24 protein-coding genes are annotated in these 26,601 nt (G+C 65.8%); 15 read left to right on the top strand and 9 right to left on the bottom strand.

Features of this window, described 5'->3' with window-relative positions; genetic code table 11:
• The 4 genes from AB1I47_RS26185 to AB1I47_RS26170 form a co-directional block, all read left to right on the top strand.
• Window positions 1-645, top strand: a 645-nt coding sequence (locus tag AB1I47_RS26185; protein WP_354686616.1) for a hypothetical protein, incomplete at its 5' end; no start/stop codon positions are given.
• Window positions 646-908: 263 nt separating this feature from the next.
• Entirely contained in the window at window positions 909-1,475 is a 567-nt protein-coding gene (locus AB1I47_RS26180) for a TetR/AcrR family transcriptional regulator (RefSeq protein ID WP_354686615.1), read from the top strand.
• 380 nt (window positions 1,476-1,855) lie between these two features.
• Window positions 1,856-2,551 (top strand): copper resistance protein CopQ, encoded by a 696-nt coding sequence (locus AB1I47_RS26175; RefSeq protein ID WP_354686614.1) that lies wholly within the window; start codon window positions 1,856-1,858, stop codon window positions 2,549-2,551.
• A gap of 250 nt (window positions 2,552-2,801) precedes the next feature.
• Window positions 2,802-3,389 carry a TetR/AcrR family transcriptional regulator gene (locus AB1I47_RS26170; protein WP_354686613.1) on the top strand — a complete coding sequence of 196 codons (588 nt, stop codon included), beginning with the start codon at window positions 2,802-2,804 and terminating at the stop codon, window positions 3,387-3,389.
• Here AB1I47_RS26170 and AB1I47_RS26165 read toward each other — a convergent pair.
• The 8 genes from AB1I47_RS26165 to AB1I47_RS26130 form a co-directional block, all read right to left on the bottom strand.
• Window positions 3,375-4,127, bottom strand: coding sequence for an alpha/beta fold hydrolase (locus AB1I47_RS26165; protein WP_354686618.1), 753 nt, complete (start codon window positions 4,125-4,127; stop codon window positions 3,375-3,377). The genes AB1I47_RS26170 and AB1I47_RS26165 overlap by 15 nt on opposite strands.
• A gap of 5 nt (window positions 4,128-4,132) precedes the next feature.
• Window positions 4,133-5,155 (bottom strand): M14 family zinc carboxypeptidase, encoded by a 1,023-nt coding sequence (locus AB1I47_RS26160; RefSeq protein ID WP_354686612.1) that lies wholly within the window; start codon window positions 5,153-5,155, stop codon window positions 4,133-4,135.
• Window positions 5,156-5,195: 40 nt separating this feature from the next.
• Window positions 5,196-6,083, bottom strand: coding sequence for a LysR substrate-binding domain-containing protein (locus tag AB1I47_RS26155; protein WP_354686617.1), 888 nt, complete (start codon window positions 6,081-6,083; stop codon window positions 5,196-5,198).
• 149 nt (window positions 6,084-6,232) lie between these two features.
• Complete coding sequence (locus AB1I47_RS26150) at window positions 6,233-8,386, bottom strand: phosphocholine-specific phospholipase C (protein ID WP_354686611.1); 2,154 nt, start codon at window positions 8,384-8,386, stop codon at window positions 6,233-6,235.
• Window positions 8,387-8,438: 52 nt separating this feature from the next.
• Window positions 8,439-8,672, bottom strand: a complete 234-nt coding sequence (locus AB1I47_RS26145) for a hypothetical protein (RefSeq protein ID WP_354686610.1) — start codon at window positions 8,670-8,672, stop codon at window positions 8,439-8,441.
• A gap of 251 nt (window positions 8,673-8,923) precedes the next feature.
• Window positions 8,924-9,067, bottom strand: a complete 144-nt coding sequence (locus tag AB1I47_RS26140; RefSeq protein ID WP_354686609.1) for a DUF2474 domain-containing protein — start codon at window positions 9,065-9,067, stop codon at window positions 8,924-8,926.
• Window positions 9,067-10,074 carry a cytochrome d ubiquinol oxidase subunit II gene (cydB, locus tag AB1I47_RS26135; protein ID WP_354686608.1) on the bottom strand — a complete coding sequence of 336 codons (1,008 nt, stop codon included), beginning with the start codon at window positions 10,072-10,074 and terminating at the stop codon, window positions 9,067-9,069. Before cydB ends, AB1I47_RS26140 begins: the two co-directional genes overlap by 1 nt.
• 4 nt (window positions 10,075-10,078) lie before the next feature.
• Window positions 10,079-11,512, bottom strand: coding sequence for a cytochrome ubiquinol oxidase subunit I (locus tag AB1I47_RS26130; protein WP_354686607.1), 1,434 nt, complete (start codon window positions 11,510-11,512; stop codon window positions 10,079-10,081).
• A 422-nt stretch (window positions 11,513-11,934) separates the two neighbouring features.
• Between AB1I47_RS26130 and AB1I47_RS26125 the strand changes: the two genes are divergently transcribed.
• The gene (locus AB1I47_RS26125; RefSeq protein WP_354686606.1) at window positions 11,935-12,690 is read left to right on the top strand and encodes a sulfite exporter TauE/SafE family protein; all 756 of its coding nucleotides are present in this window, start codon (window positions 11,935-11,937) and stop codon (window positions 12,688-12,690) included.
• On the opposite strand, the gene AB1I47_RS26120 is transcribed toward AB1I47_RS26125, so the two are convergent.
• Window positions 12,687-13,628 carry a LysR substrate-binding domain-containing protein gene (locus tag AB1I47_RS26120; protein WP_354686605.1) on the bottom strand — a complete coding sequence of 314 codons (942 nt, stop codon included), beginning with the start codon at window positions 13,626-13,628 and terminating at the stop codon, window positions 12,687-12,689. The two genes, AB1I47_RS26125 and AB1I47_RS26120, sit on opposite strands and share 4 nt — an antisense overlap.
• A 143-nt stretch (window positions 13,629-13,771) precedes the next feature.
• Between AB1I47_RS26120 and AB1I47_RS26115 the strand changes: the two genes are divergently transcribed.
• The 10 genes from AB1I47_RS26115 to AB1I47_RS26070 all read left to right on the top strand — a co-directional run bounded on the left by AB1I47_RS26115 (window position 13,772) and on the right by AB1I47_RS26070 (window position 26,588).
• Entirely contained in the window at window positions 13,772-14,788 is a 1,017-nt protein-coding gene (locus tag AB1I47_RS26115; protein ID WP_354686604.1) for a tripartite tricarboxylate transporter substrate binding protein, read from the top strand.
• Window positions 14,789-14,886: 98 nt separating this feature from the next.
• Entirely contained in the window at window positions 14,887-16,410 is a 1,524-nt protein-coding gene (locus tag AB1I47_RS26110) for a UxaA family hydrolase (protein WP_354686603.1), read from the top strand.
• A gap of 33 nt (window positions 16,411-16,443) precedes the next feature.
• The gene (locus tag AB1I47_RS26105; protein WP_354686602.1) at window positions 16,444-17,919 is read left to right on the top strand and encodes an NAD-dependent succinate-semialdehyde dehydrogenase; all 1,476 of its coding nucleotides are present in this window, start codon (window positions 16,444-16,446) and stop codon (window positions 17,917-17,919) included.
• 35 nt (window positions 17,920-17,954) lie between these two features.
• Entirely contained in the window at window positions 17,955-18,761 is an 807-nt protein-coding gene (gene hpaI, locus AB1I47_RS26100; protein ID WP_354686601.1) for a 4-hydroxy-2-oxoheptanedioate aldolase, read from the top strand.
• Between the two features lie 26 nt (window positions 18,762-18,787).
• On the top strand, window positions 18,788-20,233 hold the full coding sequence (locus tag AB1I47_RS26095; protein WP_354686600.1) for an FAD-binding oxidoreductase: 1,446 nt from the start codon (window positions 18,788-18,790) through the stop codon (window positions 20,231-20,233).
• A gap of 131 nt (window positions 20,234-20,364) precedes the next feature.
• Complete coding sequence (locus tag AB1I47_RS26090) at window positions 20,365-21,441, top strand: MBL fold metallo-hydrolase (RefSeq protein ID WP_354686599.1); 1,077 nt, start codon at window positions 20,365-20,367, stop codon at window positions 21,439-21,441.
• Between the two features lie 821 nt (window positions 21,442-22,262).
• Window positions 22,263-23,054, top strand: a complete 792-nt coding sequence (locus AB1I47_RS26085; protein WP_354686598.1) for an ABC transporter permease — start codon at window positions 22,263-22,265, stop codon at window positions 23,052-23,054.
• A complete protein-coding gene (locus AB1I47_RS26080) occupies window positions 23,051-23,713 on the top strand; it encodes an ABC transporter ATP-binding protein (protein ID WP_354686597.1) in 663 nt (220 codons plus the stop codon). Before AB1I47_RS26085 ends, AB1I47_RS26080 begins: the two co-directional genes overlap by 4 nt.
• A complete protein-coding gene (locus AB1I47_RS26075) occupies window positions 23,710-24,834 on the top strand; it encodes a KpsE/RkpR family capsule polysaccharide export protein (RefSeq protein WP_354686596.1) in 1,125 nt (374 codons plus the stop codon). The genes AB1I47_RS26080 and AB1I47_RS26075 overlap by 4 nt, the downstream gene beginning before the upstream one ends.
• A 2-nt stretch (window positions 24,835-24,836) precedes the next feature.
• Entirely contained in the window at window positions 24,837-26,588 is a 1,752-nt protein-coding gene (locus AB1I47_RS26070; RefSeq protein WP_354686595.1) for a polysaccharide biosynthesis/export family protein, read from the top strand.
• Window positions 26,589-26,601 lie beyond the last annotated feature (13 nt).

Genomic DNA, 26,601 nt, shown 5'->3' with positions numbered 1-26,601 from the left:
GCCAAGACCCTGATCACCGCCGCCACCCTTGCCGCCGCCTTCGCTGGTGGCGTTGCGAACGCCGCTGGCGTGAAGGACAGCACCTTCGCCGGCGACAAGTACGGCTATGAATTCCGCGTCGGCAAGGCCGATGCCTTTACCGACGGCGCCCGCACCGGCCAGTTCGACCCGTTCACCGAAGGTGCCCGTACCGGCAAGTTCGATCCGTTCACCGACGGCGCGCGCGTCGGCAAGCCCGACCCGTACACCGACGGCGCCCGCACGGTTGCCGGCCTGGACCGCAGCAACGTGTCGTCGCAACCGGGCCGCAGCATCGACCCGTACACCGACGGCGCGCGTGTGGGCAAGTTCGACCCGTACACCGACGGTGCCCGCGTCGGCAAGACCGACCCGTACACGGACGGCTTCCGCACCGTGGCAGGCCTGGACCGCAGCGGCGTGTCCGGCGAACCGGCCCGCAGTTTCGACCCGTACACCGATGGCGCACGCGTTGGCAAGGCTGACCCGTACACCGACGGTGCCCGTACGGTAGCGGGCCTGGACCGCAACGGCGTGTCGTCGCAACCGGGCCGCAGCTTCGACCCGTACACCGACGGTGCGCGTGTAGGCAAGGCTGACCCGTACACCGACGGCGCCCTGGCCTGATCGCTTCCGGCTGTGAGGCCGGCGGCCCAACCTTACGGCGGCGCTCACGAGGAGCGCTGCCCAATGGAGTCCATCATGAGTTTGCGTGACAGCATCCTGTTGCTTGGCGGATGGCTGGTGCTTTGCGTGACGAGTGGCTCGATGATCACCTTCGCCGCGCAGGTCCTGCCTGGCTAAAGCACATGCCCCGGACGCTAGGGAATTACCCGAGCCCCGGGGCATTTCAACTTGAGCGTCTATCTTCGCGTAGATACACTGCTTTTATGAAAACGCAATCCGTACGCGAGCAACTGCTCGAGCACACCCTGGTCCTGATCCGGCGCCGAGGCTTCAACGGCTTCAGCTATCGCGACCTGGCCGACCTGGTCGGGGTCAAGACCTCCAGCATCCACTATTACTTCCCGACCAAGGACGACCTGGTGCTGGAAGCGGTAAAGGAGTACAGCGCCCGCATGTCCGAGCGCATCCGCTCCATCGACACCACCCTGCCGGTCGCGGAACAGGCCGCCATTTACCTGGCGCCGTTCCGGCAGAGCTGCGGCTCGGACCAGATCTGCCTGTGCGGCATGCTGTCGACCGAAACGCTGTGCCTGCCCGAATCCGTGCACAAGATGCTGCAGGGCTTCTACCTGCTGAACGAGCAATGGCTGGCGGGGCTGCTGGAACGCGCACAGGCGCATCGCAGCACCCCGTTCCCGGTGCCGCCGGCGCGGCTGGCGCAGGTGGTGTTCGGCTCGTTGCAGAGCGGGCTGATCGCGGCGCGGCTGTTCGGTACCTCCGATCGGGTCGAGGCCGCCGCCGATACGCTGATGGCCGCCGTCTCCGGCTAACTTTTTTTCGCGCAATATCAGTGGCGCGTGTGAGCCGCCATGTGGCGTAAAGCTGCATGGCGGCTTTCTTGTTTAGCGCCTGCTATCCCTATAAAAACAAAGAGATAGGACAGAACCCAGGGTTGACTATGGCTCCGATAGAAATCTTTTTCCTTGACTATCTACCTAGTAGTAGATAGTATTCAACGCATGGAAGCGCCGCAGCGCCACCCACCAGAAACGAAGCGCGGCTCAGCGACGATCCCATTGCATGACCGGAGGCGGTCATTTTTTCAGGACCGGCTATCTATCTACCAGTAGATGCGGAATGAAAAAAGGGCCTGCCACAGCCACTGATACCGATTGACGCGATTCACAACATCGCCCCCCAGGAGCCCATCATGAATGCCAAGTTCGCCAAGACCCTGATCACCGCCGCCACCCTTGCCGCCGCCTTCGCTGGTGGCGTTGCGAACGCCGCTGGCGTGAAGGACAGCACCTTCGCCGGCGACAAGTACGGCTATGAATTCCGCGTCGGCAAGGCCGATGCCTTTACCGACGGCGCCCGCACCGGCCAGTTCGACCCGTTCACCGAAGGCGCCCGTACCGGCAATTTCGACCCGTTCACCGAAGGCGCACGCGTCGGCAAGCCCGACCCGTACACCGACGGCGCCCGCACGGTAGCGGGCCTGGACCGCAGCAACGTGTCGTCGCAACCGGGCCGCAGCTTCGACCCGTACACCGACGGTGCGCGCGTAGGCAAGGCTGATCCGTACACCGACGGTGCCCGCGTCGGCAAGGCCGATCCGTACACGGATGGTGCCCGCACCATCGCCGGCCTGGACCTCAGCAATGTGTCGTCGCAACCGGGCCGCAGCATCGACCCGTACACCGACGGTGCGCGCGTCGGCAAGGCTGATCCGTTCACCGATGGTGCACGTGTCGGCAAGCCTGATCCCTACACCGACGGTGCCCGCACGGTGGCCGGCCTGGACCGCAGCAACGTCTCTTCGCAACCGGGCCGCAGCTTCGATCCGTACACCGACGGTGCGCGCGTAGGCAAGGCTGATCCGTACACCGACGGCGCCCTCGCTTAAAGCGCGGAAAGAGCAGGCCGGCCTGGCACCGGCCCTCAGCATCCCCGGGCCGCGCGTAGCCGTTGCACAAGCAACGCACCAGCGGCCCGTTCCAGGCAGTTCAAGGAGTTGATCATGCGTTGGCGTGACACTGCGCTGATTCTCGGCGGATGGGTAGGGCTTTGCCTCGCAAGCGGGTCCCTCATCACGCTGATCGGACAAGCGCTGCCGGCCTAAAGCCGCGCAGCGGCAGGACGAGGAGCTTGATGCCATGAAAACCCGATCCGTACGCGAGCAACTGGTCGAACACGCGCTGGTGCTGATCCGCCGTCGGGGTATCAACGGCTTCAGCTACCGCGACCTGGCCGAGCTGGTCGGGGTCAAGACCTCGAGCATCCACTATTACTTCCCGTCCAAGGACGACCTGGTGCTGGAGGCGGTGCACGAGTACAGCGCCCGCATGCAGGCGCGTCTGCGTGCCATCGACGGCAGCCTGCCGCCCGCGGAACAGGCACGGCAGTATCTGGCGCCGATGCGCGCCAACGCCGGCACCGACCAGGCCTGCCTGGTCAGCATGTTGTCGGCCGATGCGCTGGCACTGCCGGAGGCCGTGCGCGCGGCGATGCAGGACTATGTCCGCACCAACGAGCGATGGCTGGCGCGTCTGTTCGAGCGCGCAGCAGAGCAGCGAGAGCTGCCGAACCAGGCATCACCCCAACATCTCGCCCAGGTGGTGTATGGCGCGGTGCAGAGCGGGCAGATCAGCGCGCGGCTGTTCGGCTCTGCGGACCGGTTCGAGGCCGCGGCGGCGCTGCTGACCAACGCGATGCCGGTGGAGCCGGCGTTAGCCGACGCCTAGCGCGATACGCGCGGCCGCTTCGCACAGCCACTGCGGATCGTCGTGGGGCAAATCGTGCCCCGCCCAATGGTGCGTCAGCAGCGGGACATTCCACGCCTGCGCGATGCGTGCCGAACACGCCGGATCGACCAGCCGGTCGGCGGCGGAGGCAACAACCACTACCTTGCAGCGCGGTGCGCTGGCCGGCGCGCGATAGCGCGCAGCGGCCAGCAGTTGCGCCAGCGCGGCGTGCCGGCTGACCGGCGCATCGGCGGCGATTGAACGCCAGGCGTCGATATCGCTCGCCACCGTATCGGCGCGCGCGCAGGTGATGGCGTGGATGGTGCGCTCGCACAGGTCGCGATCATGCCAGCGCTGCGCCACGCGCAGCAGCTTGCCCCAGTTGCGTGGCCGCAGCCGTTGCGTTGGCGTGCAGAACGGCCGCATGCTGGTATTGACCAGCACCAGCGCGCCCACTTCGTCCGGATGCAGGCTCGCCCATTCGGTCGCGACCATCGCGCCGAGCGACATCGCCAGCACGCGGTACGGCCCGTGCGCGCCGGCATCCGGCAACTGGCGCCGCACCGCGCCGACCATCTCGCGCACGCCCCAGGGCGCGGGCTTGCCGGCGAGCGCGCCGTTGCCCGGCAGGTCAGGCAGCATCGGGCGTCCCAGCCCGGCCGCTTCCCATTGCTCCGGCAACGTGCCCCAGTGGCGCGACTCGCGCGTCAGTCCCCTCAGGAACACCCATCGGCCCATGGCTCTCATCGCGGCGGCTCCTTGCGCCAGTGCGCGCGCGCCTGCTGCAGCAGCGCCTCGCGCTGGGCGCCGTGCGGGCGCCAGCGCTCCGAGGCAAACGCGATCCGGCCCAGGAAGTCGAACAGGCTCACATGCCGGCGCAGCACGCGCGCGGTGCGATGCGCCTTGATCGGATTGAAGATGCCCTCGCGCGAGAACAGTTGCCGCGGGTTCTTCTTGATCCATAACCACGAGCCCAGTTCCAGCGTCATCGGCAGGAACAGGTTGCCGTGCGGCGCCAGGTCGTAGGCATGGTCCCACAGATCGCCGTGCAGCAGGTACTGGTGGCTTTGCGGCTCGAAGGTATAGCCGTGGTGCGGATGCGCCTGCTCGAACAGCGTCTTGAGCAGGTACATCTCGGCCAGGTGCGCCATCGGGCGGCGCGTGCGCGCGTACGGGAACCAGATGCTGTCGCGCCAGCCGTAGCCGGAATGGCAGTCCACCGCGAAGCTGAGCGGGCGCGGCAGCAGTTCTTCCTGCACCACGCGCAGCAGCGCGCGGCTTTCCGCTTCCATCGGCGCGCCGGCCGGGCCGCGGTACCAGGGCAGCCAGGCGCCGATGCGCTGGCCGCCGGCCAGGAAGGGCACGTGCGCGTCGGCGTCCTGCGGGCCGTTGCGCATCAGGTCGACGCCGTTGGGGTTGGCGCGCGTGCCGGCCCACATCCCGCCCGGGTTGACGATCGGCATGAAGACCAGCCGCACCGTCTGCAGCTCGCGGTGCAGCAGTTCGTCCCACGCCAGCCGGCACAGCACCGAGCGCAGGTAGTCCAGCACGAGCTGCGTGCCGATGCGCTCCAGCCCGTGGATGCCGCCAAAGATGCCGATGGCCGGCGCCGCCGGATCGCGGCTGCCAAGCGTGGCCACATGCACGCCGAAGCGATGGCCCTGCACGGTGGTCTCGCAAATCACGCGGGTATCCAGCACGTGGCTGCCCGTGTCCAGCAAGGTCAGTAGCTGGTCGTATTCGGGGAAGTCGGCGCGAGCTCGCATGCGTTTGAGGCCCTGGGGGCAGCGGCGCCTGCGCGCGGCCTCAGGCGGCCTGCGCCGCGTGGACCGGCTCGCCCAGCGCCACACACTCCAGGAAGGCGCCGACCAGCCGCGTATCGCGCCGGCTTTTCAGGCAGTATAGGTATTCATGGATCACCGGCGCGCCCTGCGCGAAAGGAATCATCCGCAGCTGCGGGTCGCGCGGCACTTCACCCAGCGGCACCACGCTGGCGCCCAGGTTCTGGCGGATCGCCTCGTAGATCGCTTCGCGGCTGCCGATCACGGTGTGCGAGGGCAGTTCGTGGCCGCACGCGGCCAGCGCATCCTCGGTGGCCTTGCGCGTCATCGAGCCATGCTCGCGCACCAGCAGGTGGCAGCCGCTCAGCTGCGGCAGCTCTACCTGCGCCAGCCGCGCCAGCGCATGGTCCGGATGGACCACCAGCACCATCGGGTCCGACGCCAGCCGGATGCGCGCGAGGCGATCGTCATCCACCGGATGCGACGACACCGCGGCGTCGATGCGGTACTCGAACAGCGCCTCCAGCATCTGCTGCGAATTGCCGATGTCCAGGCTCACGTCGATGGCCGGATAGCGCTGCCGGAATGCAGCCACCGCACGCAGGATGTAATAGGGACCCGTGGCGCCGATACGCAGGTTGCCGAAACGCAGGTTGCCGGCATTGCGCAGCAGGTAGTCGGCATGGCCTTCCTGCAGCATCAGTTGCTCGACCACCGGCATCAGCGCGACGCCCACGTCGCTCAGGTCGACGCGGCTGGCGCGGCGGTGGAACAGCTCCACGCCGTAGGTCTCTTCAAGTTGGCGGATGCGTCCGGTCACGGTGGGCTGGCTGACCCGGAGCTGCCGCGCAGCCATGGTGATGCTGCCCTGGCGCGCCACTTCGAAAAAGGTCATCAGCAGGTCGCCAAGCATGGTCATCCGGAGGGTGGTTGGGGGAGAGCGCACCGGACAGGCCGGACGACCGCGCAGTCTAGCGGGGCAATATGACAAAACGGCTACGCCCGCCCCGGGCTGGAGCGGCCGGGGGCGGGCGCGGGCGGTCCCTTCAGGCGACTGGTGCGTCAGCCGGCGAGGCCCATCGCCGGATCGGACACGCTGTCCTTGCCGGTCTCGATGCGCCCGGCAAAGCGGCGCGTGAAGCCGCCTTGCGCGGTGGTGACGGTGAAGTCGTACCAGTTGCCCTGGCGGGCCGCGGGCCAGTGCTGCTGCAGTTGCATGCCGGCCGGCACTTCGAAGATCCAGGGACCGTCGCTGCGGTAGGCATTGGCCTGCACGGTGAACGTGCAGAGGGCGCTGCCGGTGTTGATCATGTCCACGTACACCGCGGCGTTGGCAATGTCATAGCAGACGCGGATCTCCGGCGCGCTGGCGCCCGTCGCGGCCACGGCCGCCACATCGCCACGGAAGGCGCGGTGGAAGCCGTTCGGGCCCAGCACCCACAGGTCGTACTTGCCGCCGTCGGTGGCAAAGACGTCCCAGCTCCCCTGCAGTTCCTTGCCCGGCTCCACCATATACCGGCGCGGCACGCGATCCAGGTGCAGGCGGTCGTAGACATGGAACACCGCCGCGGCCGTGCCGGTGTTGCTGAACAGCAGCACCGCGCGCTGTTCGCGGGCGTCTTCGCGCGCGCTGACGTGCAGTTCATAGGGCAGGGCGCGCGAGGGGCGCGTGCCGGTGTCCTGCTGCGGCATCTGCTGGCTGCCGGCCGACGGCAGCGGCACCTGCGGCAGCGCCCCCTGGGCCGTGCGGATGGCGTCGGCGCTGGCCCTGTCGCGGTTGGGCAGCGCGGGCAGGGGGTTGGTGTTCGGGCTGACGAAGTTGAAGGCCGTGAGCAGGTCGCCCGCGACCGCGCGGCGGAATGCGCTGATATTGGGCTCATCCACGCCGAAGCGGGCTTCCAGGAAGCGCAGCACCGAGGTGTGGTCGAACACCTGCGAATTGACCCAGCCGCCGCGGCTCCAGGGCGATACCACATACATCGGCACGCGCGGGCCGGGGCCGTACGGGCGCCTGTCCACGTGGTATTCCGCCCTGACCTGCAGCGGGTCGAGCGTGGTGGCGCCGGCAAGCGTGTCGCCGTCGTACGCGGGCGCGCACGGGGGCGGCACGTGGTCGAAGTAGCCGTCGTTCTCGTCGAAGTTGATCAGCAGCACGGTCTTGCTCCAGACCGCGGGATTGGCCGTCAGCGCGTTGAGCACCTCCTGCGTGTACCAGGCGCCCTGCACGGGGCTCGAAGGTCCGGGGTGCTCCGAGTACGTCGCCGGCGCCACGATCCACGACACCTGGGGGAGCTTGCCGGCGGCCACGTCGTCGCGCAGCGCCTGCAGGAAGCCGCCATCGGGCATGGTGTTGGCCACGCCCTTAAGCAGTGGGCTGATCGCGTCGTCGGCGCTGGTGTACGGCGGGTACGGACTGCCGTTGGCCTGGTTGCCGCGCGCGGCATTGGCATCGCGGTATTGCTGGAAGCCGGCGAGCGGGTTGTCGGTGAAGTTGTCCGGCAGGTTCTGGTAGACCTTCCAGCTCACGCCGGCCGCTTCCAGCCGCTCAGGATAGGTCTTCCAGGTATAGGGCGGGGCCGAGCCTGTGAACGAATCGCCGCTGTTGTCGATCACCGGCCCGCCATTGGCACCACCCGGATCGTTGGTGCCGGTCCAGTGGTACAGGCGGTTGGGATTGGTGCCGCCATGGAAGCTGCAGTGGTAGGCGTCGCACAGCGTGAAGGCATTGGCCAGCGCCACCTGGAAGTCCACTTCGGCCTCGGTGTAGTAGCCCATTGACTGGGTCTGCTTGTAGGTCGGCCACTTGTTCATGCGCCCCAGGTCCCAGGCGTTCTGCGCATCCGGGTACGAGTGCGGCGTGCCGCTGACGCGCTGCGCGTTGCCGGCGCTGCTGTCGAGGTGGTAGGGCAGCACGGTGCGGGTGGTGCTGCCGTTGGTATAGGTCTGCTGCCAGACGTTCATGCCCCCCGCCAGCGGGATCGGGAAGCGGTCGCCAAAGCCGCGCACGCCGCGCAGCGTGCCGAAGTAGTTGTCGAACGAGCGGTTCTCTTGCATGAGAATGACCACGTGCTCGACGTCGCGGATGGTGCCGGTGGCGTTGTTGGCGGGAATCGCCAGCGCGCGACGGATGGACGGCGGGAAGGCTGCCAGCGCGGCGGTGGCGGCGGCGCTGCCGCCGGCGAGCTTGAGGAAGTTGCGTCTGCTTTGCGGGTTCATGGATGCTGTGCCGGGTGGTTGTTTTGTATGGGAAGGCGGGGCGGACCCGGCTTCAGGGCGCGCAGCGCAACTGCGGCTTCACGGCAGGCGTTTCGCCGGGCCGGTCGCTGCCATTCCCCTGGCCGGGGTTGCCGCCGGTGCCGGGAGCGCCCGGCGTGGTCGGCGCCGCATTGGGCGAGCCGGTGGGGCTGTCGCCGGAGTCGCCGCCGCAGGCGCTCAGCGCCGCGCACAGCAGCAGGGCGGCCAGCCAGTGCGGCCGGGCCAGGGTGGAAGGTCGGAAGGTCATGGTGTCAATCTCCTGCGGGGGATTGGGGCGGGGAAGGATATGGCCGCAGGAACCCATGGCGGATTGCGCTGGCGGCAATGCGCTCGCAGAGTAAGGACCGGGGTTGTCACCGTGGTGACAGAGGACTAAAGAATGCTGATGGACCTATTCAGATTCTTGGAGGCATTGCAGACAAGCCCCGGACGTGACAAGGCCGCACGGGGCGATTGCGCCGCGCGGCCAAGGGGGAAAAACAGAAAGAAGGGGGACTGTCAGCTACGGAAGCCAACGCCCTGCATGATCAGCCGCAGCACCCACGCGGCAACGCCCAGCGCCGCCACGCTGGCCGCCCAGATCAGCACCAGCCAGCCGACGCGGCGCAGCCACGTGGAAGCATCGGGTCGTGGCGTGCCCATCAGTGGTAGCCCTCGCCGTGGCGGACCTTGCCGCGGAACACGTAGTAGGCCCACACCGTGTACATCAGGATAAAGGGGATGATGAACAGCGCGCCCACCAGCGCAAAGCCCTGGCTCTGCGGCGGCGCGGCGGCCTCCCAGAACGAGATGTTCGGCGGGATGATATTGGGCCAGACGCTGATCGCCAGCCCGCTGTAGCCCAGGAATACCAGCCCCAGCGCATACAGGAACGGCGAGATATCCGGCTCGCGGCGCAGCGAGCGCATCAGCATGAACATGCACAACGCCACCAGGATCGGCACCGGCGAGAACCAGAACAGATTGGGCAGGCTGAACCAGCGCTCGGCGATCTCTGGATGCGTCAGCGGCGTCCACAGGCTGATCACGCCGATCACCGCCAGCAGTACCCAGGCCAGTGCGGCGGTCAGCTTGATCATGCGCTGCTGCAGCCCGCCTTCGGTCTTCATGATGAGCCAGGTGCTGCCCAGCACCGTGTACGCCACCACCACGCCGACGCCGCAGAACAGCGGGAAGGGCGTGAGCCAGTCCAGCGGGCCGCCGGCAAAGCGATGGCCCTCCATCTTGATGCCGTCGATATAGGCGCCCAGCGCCACGCCCTGGAAGAACGAAGCGACCAGCGAGCCGCCGATAAAGGCGGCATCCCACACCGGCCGCTCGCGGTCATTGGCCTTGAAGCGGAACTCGAACGCCACGCCGCGGAAGATCAGCCCCAGCAGCATCATCATCAGCGGCAGGTACAGCGCGCTCAGCACCACCGAATACGCCAGCGGGAACGCCGCCAGCAGCCCGGCGCCGCCCAGTACCAGCCAGGTTTCATTGCCGTCCCAGACCGGCGCGACCGTGTTCATCATCACGTCGCGGTCCTGACGGCCGGGCACGAACACATAGAGGATGCCGATGCCGAGATCGAAGCCATCCATCACCACGTACATCATCACGCCAAAGAAGATGATGACGATCCAGAGAAGCGAGAGATCGATACCCATGGTGTCAGCTCCGGCTGCGCGTGGTGATGGAAGGGGCGAGGACTTCGTCGTCGTCGACGGCGGAAAGCGGGCGCGCCGGCGTATGCTCGCGACCCGGGCCGCCCTCCGGCTTGGGCTCCTCGAGCAACGGTCCCTTGCGCACCAGCCGCATCATGTAGGCAATGCCCACGCCGAACACGAAGAAATACGCCACCACGAAGATCGCCAGCGTCAGTGCCAGCTCCGGCACGCCGTGCGGCGACACCGCATCGGCCGTGCGCTGCAGGCCGTAGACCACCCACGGCTGGCGCCCGATCTCGGTGGTGTACCAGCCCGCCAGGATCGCGATCACGCCGGCCGGCCCCATCCACAGCGCCATATGGAGGAAGGGGCGTACGTGGTACATCCGCTCCTTGCGCCGCAGTATCAGGCTCCATATGCCAAGCAGGATCATCAGCAGCCCCAGCCCCACCATCACGCGGAACGACCAGAACAGGATGGTGGAGTTGGGCCGGTCCTCGGGCGCGAACTCCTTCAGTCCGGGAATCTGTCCGTCCCAGCTATGGGTCAGGATCAGGCTGCCCAGCCGGGGCACTTCCACCGCGAAGCGCGTTTCCTCGCGCGCCATGTCGGGCCAGCCGAACAGCAACAGCGGCAGGCCTTCATGGCCCTTGTTCTCCCAGTGGCCTTCCAGCGCGGCGATCTTGGCGGGCTGGTGCTTCAGCGTGTTCAGGCCGTGCAGGTCGCCGATCACGGCTTGGATCGGCGCGACGATCAGCAGCATCCACATCGCCATCGACAGCATCTTGCGGATGGCCGGGTTGTCGCGCCCGCGCAGCAGGTGCCATGCTGCCGAGGCGCCGACGAAGAGCGCCGTGGCCAGGAACGCCGCCACGCTCATATGCACGAGGCGATAGGGGAACGAGGGATTGAAGATGACCTCGAACCAGTTGGTCGGCACCACGCGCCCGTCGATGATCTCGAAGCCGGCCGGCGTCTGCATCCAGCTATTGGAGGCCAGGATCCACGTCGCCGAGATCAGCGTGCCGAGCGCCACCATCACCGTCGCAAAAAAATGCAGCCCCGGCCCGACGCGGTTCCAGCCGAACAGCATCACACCCAGGAAGCCGGCTTCAAGGAAGAAGGCGGTCAGCACTTCATAGGTCAGCAGCGGCCCGGTAATGCTGCCGGCGAACTCCGAGAAGAAACTCCAGTTGGTGCCGAACTGATAGGCCATCACCAGCCCCGACACCACTCCCATGCCGAAATTGACGGCGAAGATCTTGGACCAGAAGTGATAGAGGTCGCGGTATAGCGGCCGCTGCGTGCGCAACCAGCAGCCTTCGAGCACCGCCAGGTAGGCGGCAAGGCCGATGGTGATCGCTGGGAAAACTATGTGGAAGGAAATGGTGAAGCCAAACTGGATGCGGGCGAGGTCTAGCGCGGTCAAACCAAACATGTCGTGTTCTCCGTGGCGCTGGCCTGACGCACGCCTTGGACGGGCGCGGCGCTGCCGTCAGGCAGGCCGGGCCAGTCGGCAGGGCGCGCTGGGGGCGCGGGCCGTAGGCGCGTGCGGTAAGCGTAGTGTACGCCGCGCGCCGCGAAAAGTGCATCATGGCGACAGGCGGCGAGCGGGTGACAATTCGCCGCAGGCCGTGGCGCATGTGCCGCTTCAACGAGGCGCATGCTTGATGCTTTCCAACAGATGCTAGCGAAAGCCGCGCTCGCATAACAGCATCACCTCGACGGAAAAACACCATACCAGTCTTGCGCGCCGCCGCAGAGGCGGCGGCTGACAACGCTGGCAAAGAAGTGCATAGTGACGCGCTTCCCCCGCGTCTTATCGTTGCCTGCGCGCGCTCCGCGGCGTCGCTGCCTTCTATGGATTCCACTTTGCTGATCGTGATCGCCGGCGCCGCCGTGGCCGGGTTTGTCCAGGGCTTGTCGGGCTTTGCCTTCGGCATGGTGGCGATGTCGTTCTGGGCCTGGGCGATCGAACCGCGGCTGGCATCGGCGATGACGGTGTTCGGCGCGCTGACCGGCCAGCTGCTGGCGGCGGCATCGGTGCGGCGCGGATTGTCGTGGCGGCGGCTGTGGCCATTCGTGGCCGGCGGCCTGCTCGGCATTCCGCTGGGCGTGGCGATCCTGCCGATGCTCGACGCGCAGTGGTTCAAGGCCGTGCTCGGCGGCTTCCTGACGCTGTGGTGCCCGGTCATGCTGATGGCGCGCCGGCTGCCGCATATCAGCGTGGGCGGGCGTGTGGCCGATGGCGTGGCTGGTGCGGCCGGTGGCGTGATGGGCGGCATCGGCGGCTTTACCGGCGTGATCCCCACCTTGTGGTGCACGCTGCGCGGCTTCGACAAGGACGAGCAGCGCGCGGTGATCCAGAACTTCAACCTCGCCACGCTGGCGGTGACGATGGCCACCTATGTCGGCAAGGGCATCGTCACGCGCGACATGCTGCCGATGTTCCTGGTGGTGGCGCCCGCGATGCTGGTGCCGTCGCTGCTGGGCGCGCGCCTCTACCTCGGCATCAGCGAGCTCACGTTTCGCAAGGTGGTGTTGTCGCTGTTGACGGCTTCCGGCGTGGCGTTGCTCGCTACGTCAGTGCCGGTGCTGGTGGCGCGCGCAGGCTAGGCGTCTTGCAGTTCTGCCGCAGCCTGTCGCAGGCAGTCCACCAACTGGTCCGCACTGAGCGAAGGCGCACGCTCGCGCAGCGTGATGATGCCCACGGGCGGCAACTCCACCGGCACCTCCATCGCCAGCACATGCAGCCGCCCTTCATCCTGCAGCGCGCGCGCCACAGACGCCGCCATAAAGCCCGCCGCATTGCGCTGGCTGACAAAGGTAGTCAGCGCCAGGTATGACGATGACTCGATCACGTCCTGCGGCGGATGCAGGCCGTAGCGGTAGAACGCCTGTTCGATCTTTACGCGCAGCGATGCCCACGGCGGCGGCATCACGCAGGGCAGGGCGGCCAGGTCGGCCCAGCCGGGGCGCGTCTTGCGCGCGAGCTTGTGGCCGCGTCTGACCACCACCACCATCGGCTCTTCATACAAGGCTTCGGTAAGCAGGTCCGGCGCCGCATAGCCGGGCTCCAGCCGCCCCACGATCAGGTCGAGCTCGCGCAGCCGCAGCTTGGGCAGCAGGTGCGTCAGGTCGCCTTCCTCGACCAGTACGGTGGCGCGCGCGGAGCGGTCTTTCAGCATGCCCACCGCACGCGCCACCAGCACCGGCAGTGCCGCGCCCATCGAACCCACGCGGATGCGGCCCGATGCGCCGCTTTGCACCGCGGCGATCTCGTCGCGGGTCTGCTCGTACTGCGCCAGCACCGAACGCGCAAAGCGCACCAGCGATTCGCCTGCCGGCGTGGGCTCGGTGCCGCGCGTGGAGCGCGTGAACAGCGTCAGTCCCAGCGCCTTCTCGACTTCAGTCAGCACCTTGGACACCGCCGGCTGGCTCACCGACAGGAACTCGGCGGTGCGGCCGAGGTGGCGGAACTCGTCCAGCGCCACCAGCAGTTGCAGGTGGCGCAGCTTGATATTGGAGCGCAGCGCGCGATCGATCTGGACCATGCCGCGAGTCTACCTAACTAAAAGGTTATGAAGCAATGCTAGTTTTTGATTGGATTGTTATGTTAGGCCGCGCCAGAATGCGGACATGACGAAGCTGGCTGCGCCGGCCTCGCCGATAATCAAAACACCGGAGACACCCGCAAATGACTCAAGGATCCCCCATCAATCCGAAGCGCCGCACCCTGCTCATCGGCGCGGCGGCGGGCGTTGCCGCCGGCACTGCGGGCCTGCTCATGCCGGCTGGCCGTGTCCTGGCGTCAGAGTATCCCGAGCGCCCCATCACCTTTATCTGCCCGTGGCCGGTCGGCGGCACTGCCGACCAGTCGATGCGGGCGCTGTGCCAGGTGGCCAGCGGCATCCTCAAACAGTCGATCGTGGTGGAGAACCGCGCCGGCGCTTCCGGCATGATCGGCACCAAGGCGCTGGCGCGCGCCAATCCGGACGGCTACACCATCGGCCAGATCCCGATCTCGGTCACGCGCTTTGCGCAGCTCGGCATGCTGCCGATCGATCCGCGCACCGAGCTGACCTACCTCGCGCGCACCTCGGGCCAGACCTTCGGCATCGCGGTACCCGCCAACTCGCGCTACAAGACGCTGCAGGATGTGGTGGCCGCCGCCAAGGCCAGTCCCGGCAAGGTCACCTATGCGCACGCCGGCATCGGCGGCGCGACCCATGTCGGCATGGAGCAGTTTGCGCTGGCCGCCGGCGTGCAGTTCAATGCGATCGCCTACAAGGGCGGCGCTGCCGCGCTGCAGGACGTGCTGGCCGGACAAGTGGAACTGCTGGCCGATTCCAGCTCTTGGGCACCGCATGTGGAAGCCGGCAAGCTGCGCCTGCTGGCGACGTGGGGCGAGCAGCGCGCCTCGCGCTTCAAGGACACGCCCACGCTGAAGGAGCTCGGCTACAACGTGGTGGTGGAAGCGCCCAACGGCATCGGCGCGCCCAAGGGCCTGCCGCCCGCGGTGGAGAAGAAACTGCGCGATGCCTTCCGGGCCGCGGTGGCGAGCAACGAGTTCAAGCAGGTAGCCGCGCGCCTCGACGCGCCGGTGATGTATCTCGATGGTCCCGACTACAAGAAGTACGTCGCCAGCGTCTACGAGCAGGAGACGCAGCTCATCCAGCGCCTCAAGCTCAAGGAACTGCTGCAGCAAAGCTGAGCCTTAGGCGAACTCCGAATGTAGCCACAGGCGAACTTCGAAAGTAGCCACAGGCGAATATCTGACCTGACCGCAGGCGAATAACAAGCGAACCTCCAGTGAACCCCAATCCCGTCATCCGCCTGCACGCCAACGACAACGTGCTGGTCGCCCGGCACGACCTGTCGCTGGGCCAGCAGCTTGCCGATCCCGCTGTGCGTGTGCGCGCGCAGGTGCCGGCCGGGCACAAGATCGCCGCCTGCGCCATCACGGCCGGCACGCCGGTGCGCAAGTTCGATACCGTCATCGGCGTGGCGTCGCGCGATATCGCGCCGGGCGAGCACGTGCATTCGCACAACCTGACGCTGGTCGACTTCTACCGCGATCCGGCGTTCTGCCAGGACGTGCGCCCGGTGGACTACGTGCCCGAGGCGCAGCGCGCCACGTTCAACGGCTTTGTGCGCCCGGACGGCCGCGTCGGTACGCGCAACTTCATCGGCATCCTGTCGTCGGTCAATTGCTCGTCGACCGTGATCCGGCAGATCGCCGCGCACTTCACGCCGGAACGGCTGGCCGCCTATCCCAATGTCGATGGCGTGGTCGCGTTCGCGCAGACCAGCGGCTGCGGCATGTCGTCGCCGAGCGAGCATTTCGATGTGCTGCGCCGCACGCTGGCAGGCTATGCGCGCCATCCCAATCTTGGCGGAGCGCTGATCGTCGGCCTTGGCTGCGAGCGCAATCAGGTAGCGTCGCTGGTCGAATCGCAGGGACTGGAGCCCGGGCCCGCGGTGCATACGCTGGTGATGCAGGACACCGGCGGCACGCGCGCCACCATCGCGGCCGGCATTCGCGCGATCGAATCGATGCTGCCGCTGGCCAATCAGGCGGCGCGCCAGCCGGTGCCGGCCAGCCACCTGAAGATCGGCCTCGAATGCGGCGGCTCGGACGGGTTTTCCGGCATCAGTGCCAATCCCGCGCTGGGCGCGGCGATGGATATCCTGGTGCGCCACGGCGGCACCGCCATCCTGTCGGAGACGCCCGAGATCCACGGCGTCGAGTTCATGCTGACGCGCCGCGCGGTAACGCCCGAAGTCGGGCAGAAGCTGCTGGACCGGCTGGCCTGGTGGGAGCGCTATACCGCCGGCCACAACGCCCAGTTCAACGGTGTGGTGGGGCACGGCAACCAGCAGGGCGGCCTGGCCAATATCTTCGAGAAATCGCTGGGCTCGGCGATGAAGGGCGGCACCACGCCGCTGCAGGCGGTGTACGAGTACGCCGAGCCGATCGACCAGCCCGGCTTCGTCTTCATGGATTCGCCCGGCTATGACCCGGTGGCCGTGACCGGCCAGATCGCCAGCGGCGCCAGCCTGATCTGCTTTACCACCGGCCGCGGCTCGATGTTCGGCTCCAAGCCGGCACCGACGATCAAGCTCGCTTCCAACTCGGCGATGTATGCGCGGCTGGAAGAAGACATGGACATCAACTGCGGGCTGGTGCTCGACGGCGAACTGACCGTGCCGCAGATGGGCCAACGGATCTTCGAGCACATCCTGCGCGCCGCCTCGGGCGAACCGACCAAGAGCGAGGCACTCGGCCTGGGCGACAACGAGTTCGTGCCCTGGCATCTCGGCATCGTCAGCTAGTTGCCGTCCCGTAAATCCTTTCTGCTTACCACGATGGCCCTGACTCTTGCCGATGCTGCGCTGCTGCGCAGCCAGAACCTGATTGACCACCAATGGCGCGATGCCGGCCTTGGCGCGCGGCTGCCGGTATCGAACCCGGCCACCGGCGAGATGTTTGCCAGTGTGCCCGACAGCGACGCCGGCGATGCGCGACTCGCCGTCGATGCCGCCGCTGCGGCATTCCCGGCATGGAGCCGCCGCCCGGCGCGCGAACGCGCGCAACTGATCAAGCGCTGGCACGCGTTGATCGTCGCCAGCCAGGAAGACCTGGCGCGCATCATTTCGACCGAGCAGGGCAAGCCTTTGAAAGAAGCGCGCGGCGAAGTGCAGTACGGCGCCTCATACGTCGAATGGTTCGCCGAAGAGGCAACCCGCATCTGCGGCGATATCGTCGCGGAAGCGGTGCCGGGCCGCAAACTGCTGGTGCTGAAGGAGCCGGTGGGGGTGGTGGCGGCGATCACGCCGTGGAACTTCCCGCTGGCAATGATCGCCCGCAAGATCGCACCCGCGCTGGCCGCCGGTTGCACGGTCGTGGCCAAGCCCGCCGAAGACACGCCGCTGACGGCACTGGCGCTGGCGTGGCTCGCGCAACAAGCGGGCATTCCCGCCGGCGTGCTCAATATGGTCACCGCATCGCGCGAGCACACGCCGGGCGTGGTCGATGCATGGCTTACCGACAGCCGCGTGCGCAAGATCACCTTCACCGGCTCCACGCCGGTGGGCAAGCACCTGGCGCGCGAATCGGCCGCCACGCTGAAAAAGGTTTCGCTCGAACTGGGCGGCAACGCGCCCTTTATCGTATTTGAAGATGCCGATCTCGATGCCGCGGTCGACGGCCTGATGGCTTCCAAGTTCCGCAACGGCGGCCAGACCTGCGTCTGCCCGAACCGCGTCTACGTGCATGAGGTAGTTCACGACGCCTTTGTGGAGCGCCTGGCGCAGCGCGTGGGCGCGCTCCATGTCGGGCCCGCTACGGACGAAGCCGCGCAGATCGGCCCGATGATCAACGCCCGCGCCGTCGACAAGATCGCCCGCCACGTCGAAGACGCCGTCGCCAAGGGCGCGCGCGTGGTCACCGGCGGCAAGCGCGTACGCACCGCTGACGGCCCGCACTACTATGCGCCGACGGTGCTGATCGACGCCACGCCGGCAATGGAGCTGTCGTGCGAGGAGACTTTCGGCCCGGTCGCGCCGATCTTCCGTTTCCGCGATGAAGCAGAGGTGATCCGCGACGCCAACGACACCCCGTTCGGGCTGGCCGCGTATTTCTACTCCAACGATATCCGCCGCATCTGGCGCGTGGCGCAGACGCTGGAAACCGGCATGGTCGGCATCAACGAAGGCGCGATCGCGTCCGAGGCGGCACCGTTCGGCGGCGTCAAGGAATCCGGCTACGGCCGCGAGGGCTCGCGCCACGGGCTGGACGATTACATGCATACCAAGTACCTTTGCCACGGCCAGCTCGGCTGACGCGCCGGGCAGACAGCAATCAATAAGGAACGACCATGCCCGCAAACAATCCCTTCAAGAGCGCACTGGCCGCACGGCAGCCGCAGATCGGCCTGTGGCTGTCGATGGCAGAGCCGTACCTGGCGGAAGTCTCGGCCACCGCCGGTTTCGACTGGCTGCTGATCGACGGCGAACACGCGCCCAATGACCTGCGCTCGACCATGCATGCGCTGCAGGTGCTGGGCGCGTACCGGTCGCAACCGGTGGTGCGCGCGGTGTCCGGCGACGTGCAGCTGATCAAGCAATTGCTCGATATCGGCGCGAAAAACCTGCTGGTGCCGATGGTCGATACCGCCGAGCAGGCCCGCACGCTGGTCAGCGCCACGCGCTACCCGCCGCAGGGCATCCGCGGCGTGGGCAGCGCGGTGGCGCGCGCCTCGCTGTGGAGCGCGCGCACCGACTACCTCGACGTGGCCGACGACGAAGTCTGCCTGCTGGTGCAGGCAGAAACCGTCACGGCGCTGCAGAACCTGGAAGCGATCTGCGCGGTGGATGGCATCGACGGCGTCTTCATCGGCCCGGCCGACCTCGCCGCCTCGATGGGTCACCGCGGCCGCCCCGGCCATCCGGAAGTGCAGGCCGCCATCGAAGGCGCGATGCGCACCATCATCGCCAGCGGCAAGGCCGCCGGCACGCTGACCTCCGATCCCGCACTGGCGCGCCGCTACCTGGAGCTCGGCTGCACCTTTGTCGCCACCGGTGTCGACGTACTGGTGTACGCTAACGCCGCGCGCAAGCTTGCCGCGTCGTTCCGCGAAGAAACCTCTGGCAGCGCCGCAAACAAGCCATCCGCTGCGTACTGACCCCCGCATTCCATCAAGAAGCCGACATGCCCGCTGAAACCCCGACCCCCGACACCACCTTGCGCGCGATGCAGGCCATCGTCGGCGAGAACGCCTGCCGCAGTGGCGACGCCGACATGCAGTCCTACGTCACCGACTACCGCGGCATCTACCGCGGCCAGGCGCAGGTGGTGGTGCTGCCGTCATCGACCGAGCAGGTCAGCCAGGTGCTGCAGTGGTGCCATGCGCATCGCGTGCCGGTGGTGCCGCAGGGCGGCAATACCTCGCTGATGGGTGGCGCGGTGCCTGACGACAGCGGCACGGCCGTGGTCGTCAACCTGAGCCGCATGAACCGCGTGCTGGGCATCGACCCCATCAACGACACCATGACCGTGCAGGCCGGCGTCACGCTGAGCGCGGCGCGCAGCGCCGCCGAGGCCGAGCAGCGCCTGTTCCCGCTGCGCATCGGCTCCGAAGGCTCGTGCCAGATCGGCGGCAACCTGTCGACCAACGCTGGCGGCACCGCCGTGCTGCGCTACGGCAATATGCGCGACCTGGTGCTCGGCATCGAGGTGGTGCTGCCGGACGGGCGCATCTACTCGTCGCTGCGCGGCCTGCGCAAGGACAACACCGGCTACGACCTCAAGCATCTGTTTATCGGCGCGGAAGGCACGCTCGGCATCATCACCGGCGCGGTGCTGAAGCTGATGCCGCAGCCGCGCAGCAGCGCCGTCGCGTTCGTCGCCGTGCAGGATCCCGCCGCCGCGGTGGCGCTGCTGGGCGAGGCCAAGCGCCTTTCCGGCCAGGCCGTGACCGCGTTCGAGCTGATCTCGCGCCCCGCACTGGAACTGGTGCTCGAATACCTCGGCAACCTCGCCTCGCCGCTGCAGGACAGTTACGACTGGATGGTGCTGATCGAGCTGACCTCCGGCACCGACGCCGACAGCCTCAACGCCACGCTGATGGAGATCCTCGAATCCGGCTTCAGCCAGGGCCTGGTGCTCGACGCCGCCGTGGCCGCGAGCCTGTCCGACGCGCAGACCTTCTGGCGCATCCGCGAAGAGATCTCCGACGCGCAGACCCGTACCGGCGGCAGCATCAAGTGCGATGTGTCGGTGCCGCTGTCGCGCATCGCCGCGTTTGTTGAAGAAGCGTCGGCCAAGGTGCTGGAACTGGCGCCCGACACGCGCATGGTGATCTACGGCCATATGGGCGACGGCAATGTCCACTTCAACCCGCTGCGGCCCAAGGACCAGCCCGCCAAAGAGTTCCTGGCGCAATGGTATGCGCGGATCTCGACGCTGGTCGACGAGATGGCCTATGCCGAGAACGGCTCGATCTCGGCCGAGCACGGCATCGGCGTGATCAAGCGCGACGACCTCACCCGCTACAAGTCCAGGGTAGAGCTGGAACTGATGTGGCAGGTCAAGCAGGCGCTTGATCCGCTCGACCTGCTCAATCCGGGCAAGGTGCTGCCGCCGCTGGAGCAGTAGCCGGCAGGGCGCAGGGGCGCCGTGGCAAGAATCCCCCATCTCGGCTAAGGTGTCAGTGTCCAGAACGCGCGGAGCCGGGGCATCGTCGCACCGGTATCCGGCACAGCACGGCTGCACCGGCCGAGACCACGATGAGCGCCCAAGCCCCCGACACCGCCCCAGCCCCTCTCGAAAAGCCCGAGCTCCACTACCCCTGCGGCGATGCGCCCGAACCCGGCCACGCCCGCGAGGTCGCCCCCGGCGTGCTGTGGCTGCGCATGCCGATGCCGCTGGGGCTGAACCACATCAACCTGTGGGCCATCCGCGAGGGCAACGGCTGGGCCGGCGTCGACGCCGGCCTGCAGACGCCCGAAACCGCGCAGGCGTGGCGCACGCTGTTCAGCGACGGCGGCGCCCTGTCAGGCGGCCTGACGCGACTGTTCGTCACCCACATGCACCCCGACCACATCGGCATGGCCGGGTGGCTCACGCGCAAGTTCGGCTGCCAGTTGTGGATGACAAGGCTGGAATACCTGATGTGCCGCGTGCTGGCCGCTGACACGGGCAGGGCGGCGCCGGACGAGGCGATCGAGTTCTACCGCAAGGCCGGCTGGGACGACGAAGCGATCGAGGTGTACCGCACCCGCTTCGGCGGCTTCGGCAAATACGTCCACGCCTTGCCCGAGAGCTTCCACCGGCTGGACGACGGCGACACCGTACGCATCGGCGCGCACGACTGGCACGTGATCGTCGGCACCGGCCACTCCCCCGAGCATGCCTGCCTGTACTGTCCGGCGCTGAAGGTACTGGTGTCCGGCGACCAGGTACTGCCGCGCATCTCCTCCAACGTATCGGTCTTCCCGACCGAACCCGACGCCGATCCCATGCAGGACTGGCTCGCCTCCCTCGACAAGGTCCGCGCCACCGTGCCGGACGACGTACTGGTGCTGCCCGCCCACAACGAACCCTTCCGCGGCCTGCATGCCCGCATCGACTACCTGCACGCCAGCCAGCTCCAGGCGCTCGACCGCTTGCGCGGCGCGCTGGCGGAGCCGAAGCGGGCGGTGGATGTGTTTGGCGAACTGTTTTCGCGGCCGATTACGGGCAGTGGTGGGTTGCTGGGGATGGCGACGGGCGAGAGCATCGCGCATCTGAACTATTTGCTGGAGCGGGGGGAGGTGGTGCGGGAAATGGGGGCGGATGGGTGCTATTGGTATCGGATGCAATAGTGCGGCTGCAAGGGCGGCATTTGAAGGTGTAGGAAATCCCGCATTGGGATGCGGGTCATTCTTGAGGGCCGTTCGGCCTGATTTCCGTTGGTCACAAGACCGGCGCGCGATCCCCCTACCGGTGGGGAAAGCTCTAGGAATTTTCCGATAATCCATAAAATTTGAGTTAATCAAAGATCACTTTTTGATCTAACGCATTGGCGCGCCCGTATTCGGATATTGCTCCGGCTTCCTGGATTTAATGTCCTTGATTAAAATCATTAATTAGCGGGATTTGTGCGACGTTATGGTCGATCATATGGGGCGCTACCTAAAATAAATGTGTTTCAAATTGTTTCTATGAGGCCGCTCACTTTCTGTGGCCCTAGGATCACCTTCCAAGCCTTGATGTGCCTAGGGATGCGTCTACGCAACGGCCGTGTGCTCTGCTATCCCCCTTCTGGGGTATGCTGTCTTTGTTTTGTTACATGCAGTTGCGTTTGTCGCCTGCGAGCCTTATTATTGCGCCCTGCCGATGTAAGTGGTCGCAGAAAAGCGATCGCTGGAAATAAAAAGCAGAACTACATAATGAAAACAGCAGCACGGGAACGCAGTGCGAGTGACGTAGGCGCAACCTCACAGGTTGGAGGGCAGGCTAAGCCGGTAGACGGACTCCGGGATGCCGGCGGTCAAACGCTTGAAGAGACAACTTCTGTGGTCGGGCATGCGGCCGGCACTAGTCATGCCGGTGACGGCATGCTGGCTGCCTTCGGCGGTTTCCCTCTCAATGGCACCTTCCGAGGCAACGTCCTCGGTGCTCCAGGCCTCCTTGCCATCCAACAATGAGCCGGGCTGCGGTCCGGTCGGACGTTTCCATCGCTATTGCCGTCTGGAAGGCGCTGTTCTTGCGCGAGGCCAGCGCTCGCCTTGCGACTGGCCGCGCTGCCTGGCTATGGATCCTGCTTGAGCCGGCAGCGCACATCATTTTCCTGATGGTGCTCTTCGGCGTGATCCGGCACCAGGTCATGCAGGGGGCGAACATCGAGGTGTTCGTCCTGGTCGGCATCTGGGGATTCTTCCTGGTGCGAAATATCGCCCAGCGCGGGATGGAGGCCATCAGCGCGAACCAGGCGTTGTTCTCGTATCGGCAAGTACAGCCCGTGGACACCGTCCTGGTACGCGCCACCGTGGAAGCGTTTCTGTATCTCGTCGTGGGTGCCATACTGCTAACCGCGCTCGCGATGCTGGATATTGACGTACGTCCGGCCGACCCACTCCTCGTCATGTGGGCAGCATTCCTACTGTGGGCATTCGGGCTTGGGCTCGGCCTGACCTTTTCGGTGGTCGGCTCGTTGCTGCCAGAACTTGGCAAGGTCATCCGGCTTAGCTTTACGCCCCTCTATTTCCTGTCGGCGGTGATGTACTCGGTGTCCAGCTTGCCCCAGGGCATGCGCAGCACCGTTCTGGTCAATCCGATCACCCATGGCCTGGAAGCCATGCGCAGCGGCTGGTTTGCGAGCTACCGTGGAGAAGCGCATATCAGTCTGGGCTACCTTGCCTTCTGGGCGCTGGCAACGGTGTTTCTCGGCCTGGCTTTGCATATGCGATACGCGACACGGTTGACGGCCCAATGATCGAGATCTCGGACGTCCATAAGCGCTATCGCACCACGCACGGTTCCAAGTGGGTGTTGAAAGGCGTGTCGCTCAATATCCCACCCCTGAGCCGCGTGGCGCTGATTGGCGCGAACGGCGCGGGCAAGTCCACCCTGCTGCGGTTGGTAGGGGGCATCGACCAGCCGAACCGGGGTCACATCATCCGCAATTGTCGGGTGTCCTGGCCACTGGGCTTGGCCGGCGGCTTCCAGGGATCGCTCAGCGGACGGCAAAACACCAAGTTTGTCTGTCGGATACACGGCGTCGACAAAGACCTTCCCGACAAGCTTGAGTTCGTGCGTGAGTTCTCGGAACTCAACGACGCCTTCGACGACCCGGTCAAAACCTATTCCTCGGGCATGCGTTCGAGGCTGGCGTTCGCCATGTCGCTTGCCTTCGATTTCGATACCTATCTTGTCGACGAGCTGACCGCGGTCGGTGACGCCGCATTCAAGCGAAAGTCCCAGAAAGCTTTCGAAGATCTCGCCGGCCGAGCCGGCCTGGTGATGGTCTCGCACAGCGAATCCACTCTTAAAAATTTCTGCCAAGCGGCGGTCTGGCTGCATCAGGGCCATGCGCATTGGTTCGATTCCGTCGAGGAGGCCCTGCGGCAGTACAGGGAAAGCATTCCAGCATGATGAAGACGATTACGTCGGGCGCGGTGGGGCAGGTTGGCCGCCTCACCCGCCTGAACCGAACTTGGCAGGCAGCCTTTGGCGCCTGCCTGCTTGCCGTTTTGTACTGGAGCGTGATTGCTTCCGACCTGTATGTGTCGGAAGCGCGCGTCGTCGTGGAGCGCAGCGACGGCGTGGGCGCCAGTGCAGCAGATTTTTCCTCGCTTCTGATAGGCAATACCGCGCCGCAGGACCTTTTGCTGTTGCGAGAATACTTGCTGTCCGTGGACATGCTCAAAAAGCTGGACGCGAAGCTCGGCCTGCGCAAGCACTACGCGGACAGCCATCGCGACCCGTTGTCCCGGCTTTGGTTTGAGGATGCTTCGCTGGAGCGTTTTCATGATTACTACCTTAAACGCGTGAGCGTCGAATACGATGACTTCGCTCGCGTACTTGTTATCAAGGTCCAGGCCTACACGTCGGAAATGGCTCATGCCATCGCCGGAGAACTGGTCGGCGATGGCGAGCGCTTCATGAACGAGATGACGCACCGGATCGCCAGCGAGCAGGTCGTCTATATCGAGAAACAGGTCCACGACCAGGGCGAACGGCTGAAGGCGGCGCGGCAAGCGCTGGTGGCATACCAGAACGCCAACGGCCTGGTATCTCCGCGTGGCGAGGTGGAGAGCCTTTCAACGGTGGTCGCCAACGCCGAGGGCACGCTTGCCGAATTGCACGTCAAGCGGAATTCGCTCAAGGACGTATTCACCCCGCAGTCCCCGGCTATCCAGCAAATTGATGCGCAGATCGCGGCAGTTGAGCGGCAAATGGCCGAGCAACGCGGTCGGATGGTCTCCACCAAAGGCCGCGGGCTGAACCGCGTCGTGGAAGAGCACGATCGTCTGCAGGCGGCGGCCGAGTTCGCGTTCGATATCTACAAGACCGCAATTGGCGCGCTGGAAAAGGCCCGCATCGAGGCCACCCGCAAGCTCAAGAACGTTGCCGTGGTGCAAAGCCCGACCAGGCCTGAGTACCCGCTGCAACCAAGGCGTATCTACAACATCGTGGTGTTTGTCCTGATGACCCTGATGCTCGCAGGTGTCGTGCAGTTACTGAGCGCCATCATCCGCGACCACCGGGACTAGTCATGCTTCGAAGAATTCTCGCTATTGCCCTGGCAGCGTCCAGCCTGGCCGGCATCCATGGCGCACACGCGCAGATCGGCACGCGCCTCTCACAATCGTCCGCCATCGGGCAAATGGAATATGCCGCCCTTGCGGCGCAAGGAGGCACCACGCTTGGCGGTGCAGCTTTTAATACGGCCACGCCTGTCGCAGCACCGATGGTTCCTGGTCGAACCGAAGTACCTCTGCCGGAAAGCGCTCCGCAGAACAACGACTATACGGCCAACATGGCCAGTGATGCCTTTGGTGCCCAGCTGTTTACTGGTGCGTTCAGCCGCGACAGCGCTTCGGTATTCAATCCGAGCCATGTGGTGTCCGTCGGCGACCGGATCCAATTGCGCATCTGGAATGGCTACAACGTCGATACGGTGCTGACGGTGGATGCTGGCGGCAATATCGTGCTGCCGGAGATCGGGCCTTTCCGTGTGCAAGGCATCACCAACGGCAATTTGCAGACGGCCATCGGCAATGCCTTGCGCCGGGTCTTTGCCAGCAAGGTTTCGATTTATGCCAGCTTGCTGGCAGCGCAGCCGGTTCGGGTGTACGTGACCGGTGCTGTGCGCAGGCCGGGCATGTATGACGGTACGTCGAGCGACAGCATCCTTCGTTATCTCGATCAGGCCGGCGGCATTGACCCGGACCGAGGCTCGTTCCTCGACGTTGCCATCAAGCGAGGCAACCAGACGCTTGAAGTCGTGAATCTCTATGACTTCCTGCTCAAGGGCGACTTGACTTCCAGGCAACTCAACAACGGGGACGTCATCTTTGTCCAGTCACGCAAGAAGACCGTGAAAGTCAGCGGACTAGCGGAGAACGCCAAGCGGTTTGAGTTTCTCGGCGATCAGGCCCGGCTTGACCAGATCGTACGGTTGGCAAAACCGCTGCCGCAAGCCACCAATGTTCGCGTGGTCCGTAATACCGGCACCGTCCGCAATGTGGAGTATTTTCCCATTACGAACGGCAACCAGATCGACCTGCGCGATGGCGATGAGATCGAATTCACCGCCGACAAACGTCCAGGCACGATTACTGTTCGCGTCGAGGGCGAGCATACCGGTCCTCAGGAATACGTGCTGCCTTATGGCAGCCGCATGGGCCAGTTGCTCGGCCAGATTCATTACACACAGGAATCTGACGCAGAAAGCATCCAGCTGTTCCGCCAGAGTGTAAAGGCGCGCCAGAAGGCGCTGCTTGGCACCACCCTTAAAACCCTGGAGTCCAGCGTACTGACCGCCAGGTCTGGCACAGCGGAAGAAGCCCAGCTTCGCAAGGAAGAGGCTGCACTAGTACTGCAATGGGTGGAGCGCGCGAAGAAGATCGAACCGTCAGGGCAGACGCTGATTGCGAAATCCACGACGCGCAACGACTTGCTTCTGGAGAACGGTGATGTCCTGCGGGTGCCGGTCAAGGACGGCCTCGTCCTGGTCAGCGGCGAAGTGCTGTTCCCCAACGCCGTGGCGTATGACAAGAGCCTGGACCTGGATGACTTCATCCAGCAGGCCGGCGGCTTCTCGCAGAACGCTGATACGTCTCGCGTGATCATCGCACACCGCGACGGCAGCTTCTCCGACGGCAAGAAGGACGATGCGGTTCGGCCGGGTGACGAGATCATGGTGTTGCCAAAGGTGGACTTCAAAACGCGTCAGTTCGCCAAGGATGTGTTCCAGATTCTTTATCAAATTGCGATCAGTGCAAGAGTGGTGCTGGGCTTGTAAGAATGACCTGGTA

Source organism: Cupriavidus necator (assembly GCF_040578825.1).
In the GTDB taxonomy this organism is placed as follows: Bacteria; Pseudomonadota; Gammaproteobacteria; order Burkholderiales; family Burkholderiaceae; genus Cupriavidus; species Cupriavidus necator_E.
The sequence above is the reverse complement of the archived record's forward strand: the minus strand, read 5'-3'. Positions and strand labels throughout refer to the sequence as shown.

Bases quoted from the DNA above. Each gene is read 5' to 3' on its own strand.
- AB1I47_RS26180 (WP_354686615.1), top strand. From the start codon at position 909: ATGAAAACGCAATCCGTACGCGAGCAACTGCTCGAGCACACCCTGGTC.
- AB1I47_RS26175 (WP_354686614.1), top strand. From the start codon at position 1,856: ATGAATGCCAAGTTCGCCAAGACCCTGATCACCGCCGCCACCCTTGCC.
- AB1I47_RS26170 (WP_354686613.1), top strand. From the start codon at position 2,802: ATGAAAACCCGATCCGTACGCGAGCAACTGGTCGAACACGCGCTGGTG.
- AB1I47_RS26165 (WP_354686618.1), bottom strand. From the start codon at position 4,127: ATGGGCCGATGGGTGTTCCTGAGGGGACTGACGCGCGAGTCGCGCCAC.
- AB1I47_RS26160 (WP_354686612.1), bottom strand. From the start codon at position 5,155: ATGCGAGCTCGCGCCGACTTCCCCGAATACGACCAGCTACTGACCTTG.
- AB1I47_RS26155 (WP_354686617.1), bottom strand. From the start codon at position 6,083: ATGCTTGGCGACCTGCTGATGACCTTTTTCGAAGTGGCGCGCCAGGGC.
- AB1I47_RS26150 (WP_354686611.1), bottom strand. From the start codon at position 8,386: ATGAACCCGCAAAGCAGACGCAACTTCCTCAAGCTCGCCGGCGGCAGC.
- AB1I47_RS26145 (WP_354686610.1), bottom strand. From the start codon at position 8,672: ATGACCTTCCGACCTTCCACCCTGGCCCGGCCGCACTGGCTGGCCGCC.
- AB1I47_RS26140 (WP_354686609.1), bottom strand. From the start codon at position 9,067: ATGGGCACGCCACGACCCGATGCTTCCACGTGGCTGCGCCGCGTCGGC.
- cydB (WP_354686608.1), bottom strand. From the start codon at position 10,074: ATGGGTATCGATCTCTCGCTTCTCTGGATCGTCATCATCTTCTTTGGC.
- AB1I47_RS26130 (WP_354686607.1), bottom strand. From the start codon at position 11,512: ATGTTTGGTTTGACCGCGCTAGACCTCGCCCGCATCCAGTTTGGCTTC.
- AB1I47_RS26125 (WP_354686606.1), top strand. From the start codon at position 11,935: ATGGATTCCACTTTGCTGATCGTGATCGCCGGCGCCGCCGTGGCCGGG.
- AB1I47_RS26120 (WP_354686605.1), bottom strand. From the start codon at position 13,628: ATGGTCCAGATCGATCGCGCGCTGCGCTCCAATATCAAGCTGCGCCAC.
- AB1I47_RS26115 (WP_354686604.1), top strand. From the start codon at position 13,772: ATGACTCAAGGATCCCCCATCAATCCGAAGCGCCGCACCCTGCTCATC.
- AB1I47_RS26105 (WP_354686602.1), top strand. From the start codon at position 16,444: ATGGCCCTGACTCTTGCCGATGCTGCGCTGCTGCGCAGCCAGAACCTG.
- hpaI (WP_354686601.1), top strand. From the start codon at position 17,955: ATGCCCGCAAACAATCCCTTCAAGAGCGCACTGGCCGCACGGCAGCCG.
- AB1I47_RS26095 (WP_354686600.1), top strand. From the start codon at position 18,788: ATGCCCGCTGAAACCCCGACCCCCGACACCACCTTGCGCGCGATGCAG.
- AB1I47_RS26090 (WP_354686599.1), top strand. From the start codon at position 20,365: ATGAGCGCCCAAGCCCCCGACACCGCCCCAGCCCCTCTCGAAAAGCCC.
- AB1I47_RS26085 (WP_354686598.1), top strand. From the start codon at position 22,263: ATGAGCCGGGCTGCGGTCCGGTCGGACGTTTCCATCGCTATTGCCGTC.
- AB1I47_RS26080 (WP_354686597.1), top strand. From the start codon at position 23,051: ATGATCGAGATCTCGGACGTCCATAAGCGCTATCGCACCACGCACGGT.
- AB1I47_RS26075 (WP_354686596.1), top strand. From the start codon at position 23,710: ATGATGAAGACGATTACGTCGGGCGCGGTGGGGCAGGTTGGCCGCCTC.
- AB1I47_RS26070 (WP_354686595.1), top strand. From the start codon at position 24,837: ATGCTTCGAAGAATTCTCGCTATTGCCCTGGCAGCGTCCAGCCTGGCC.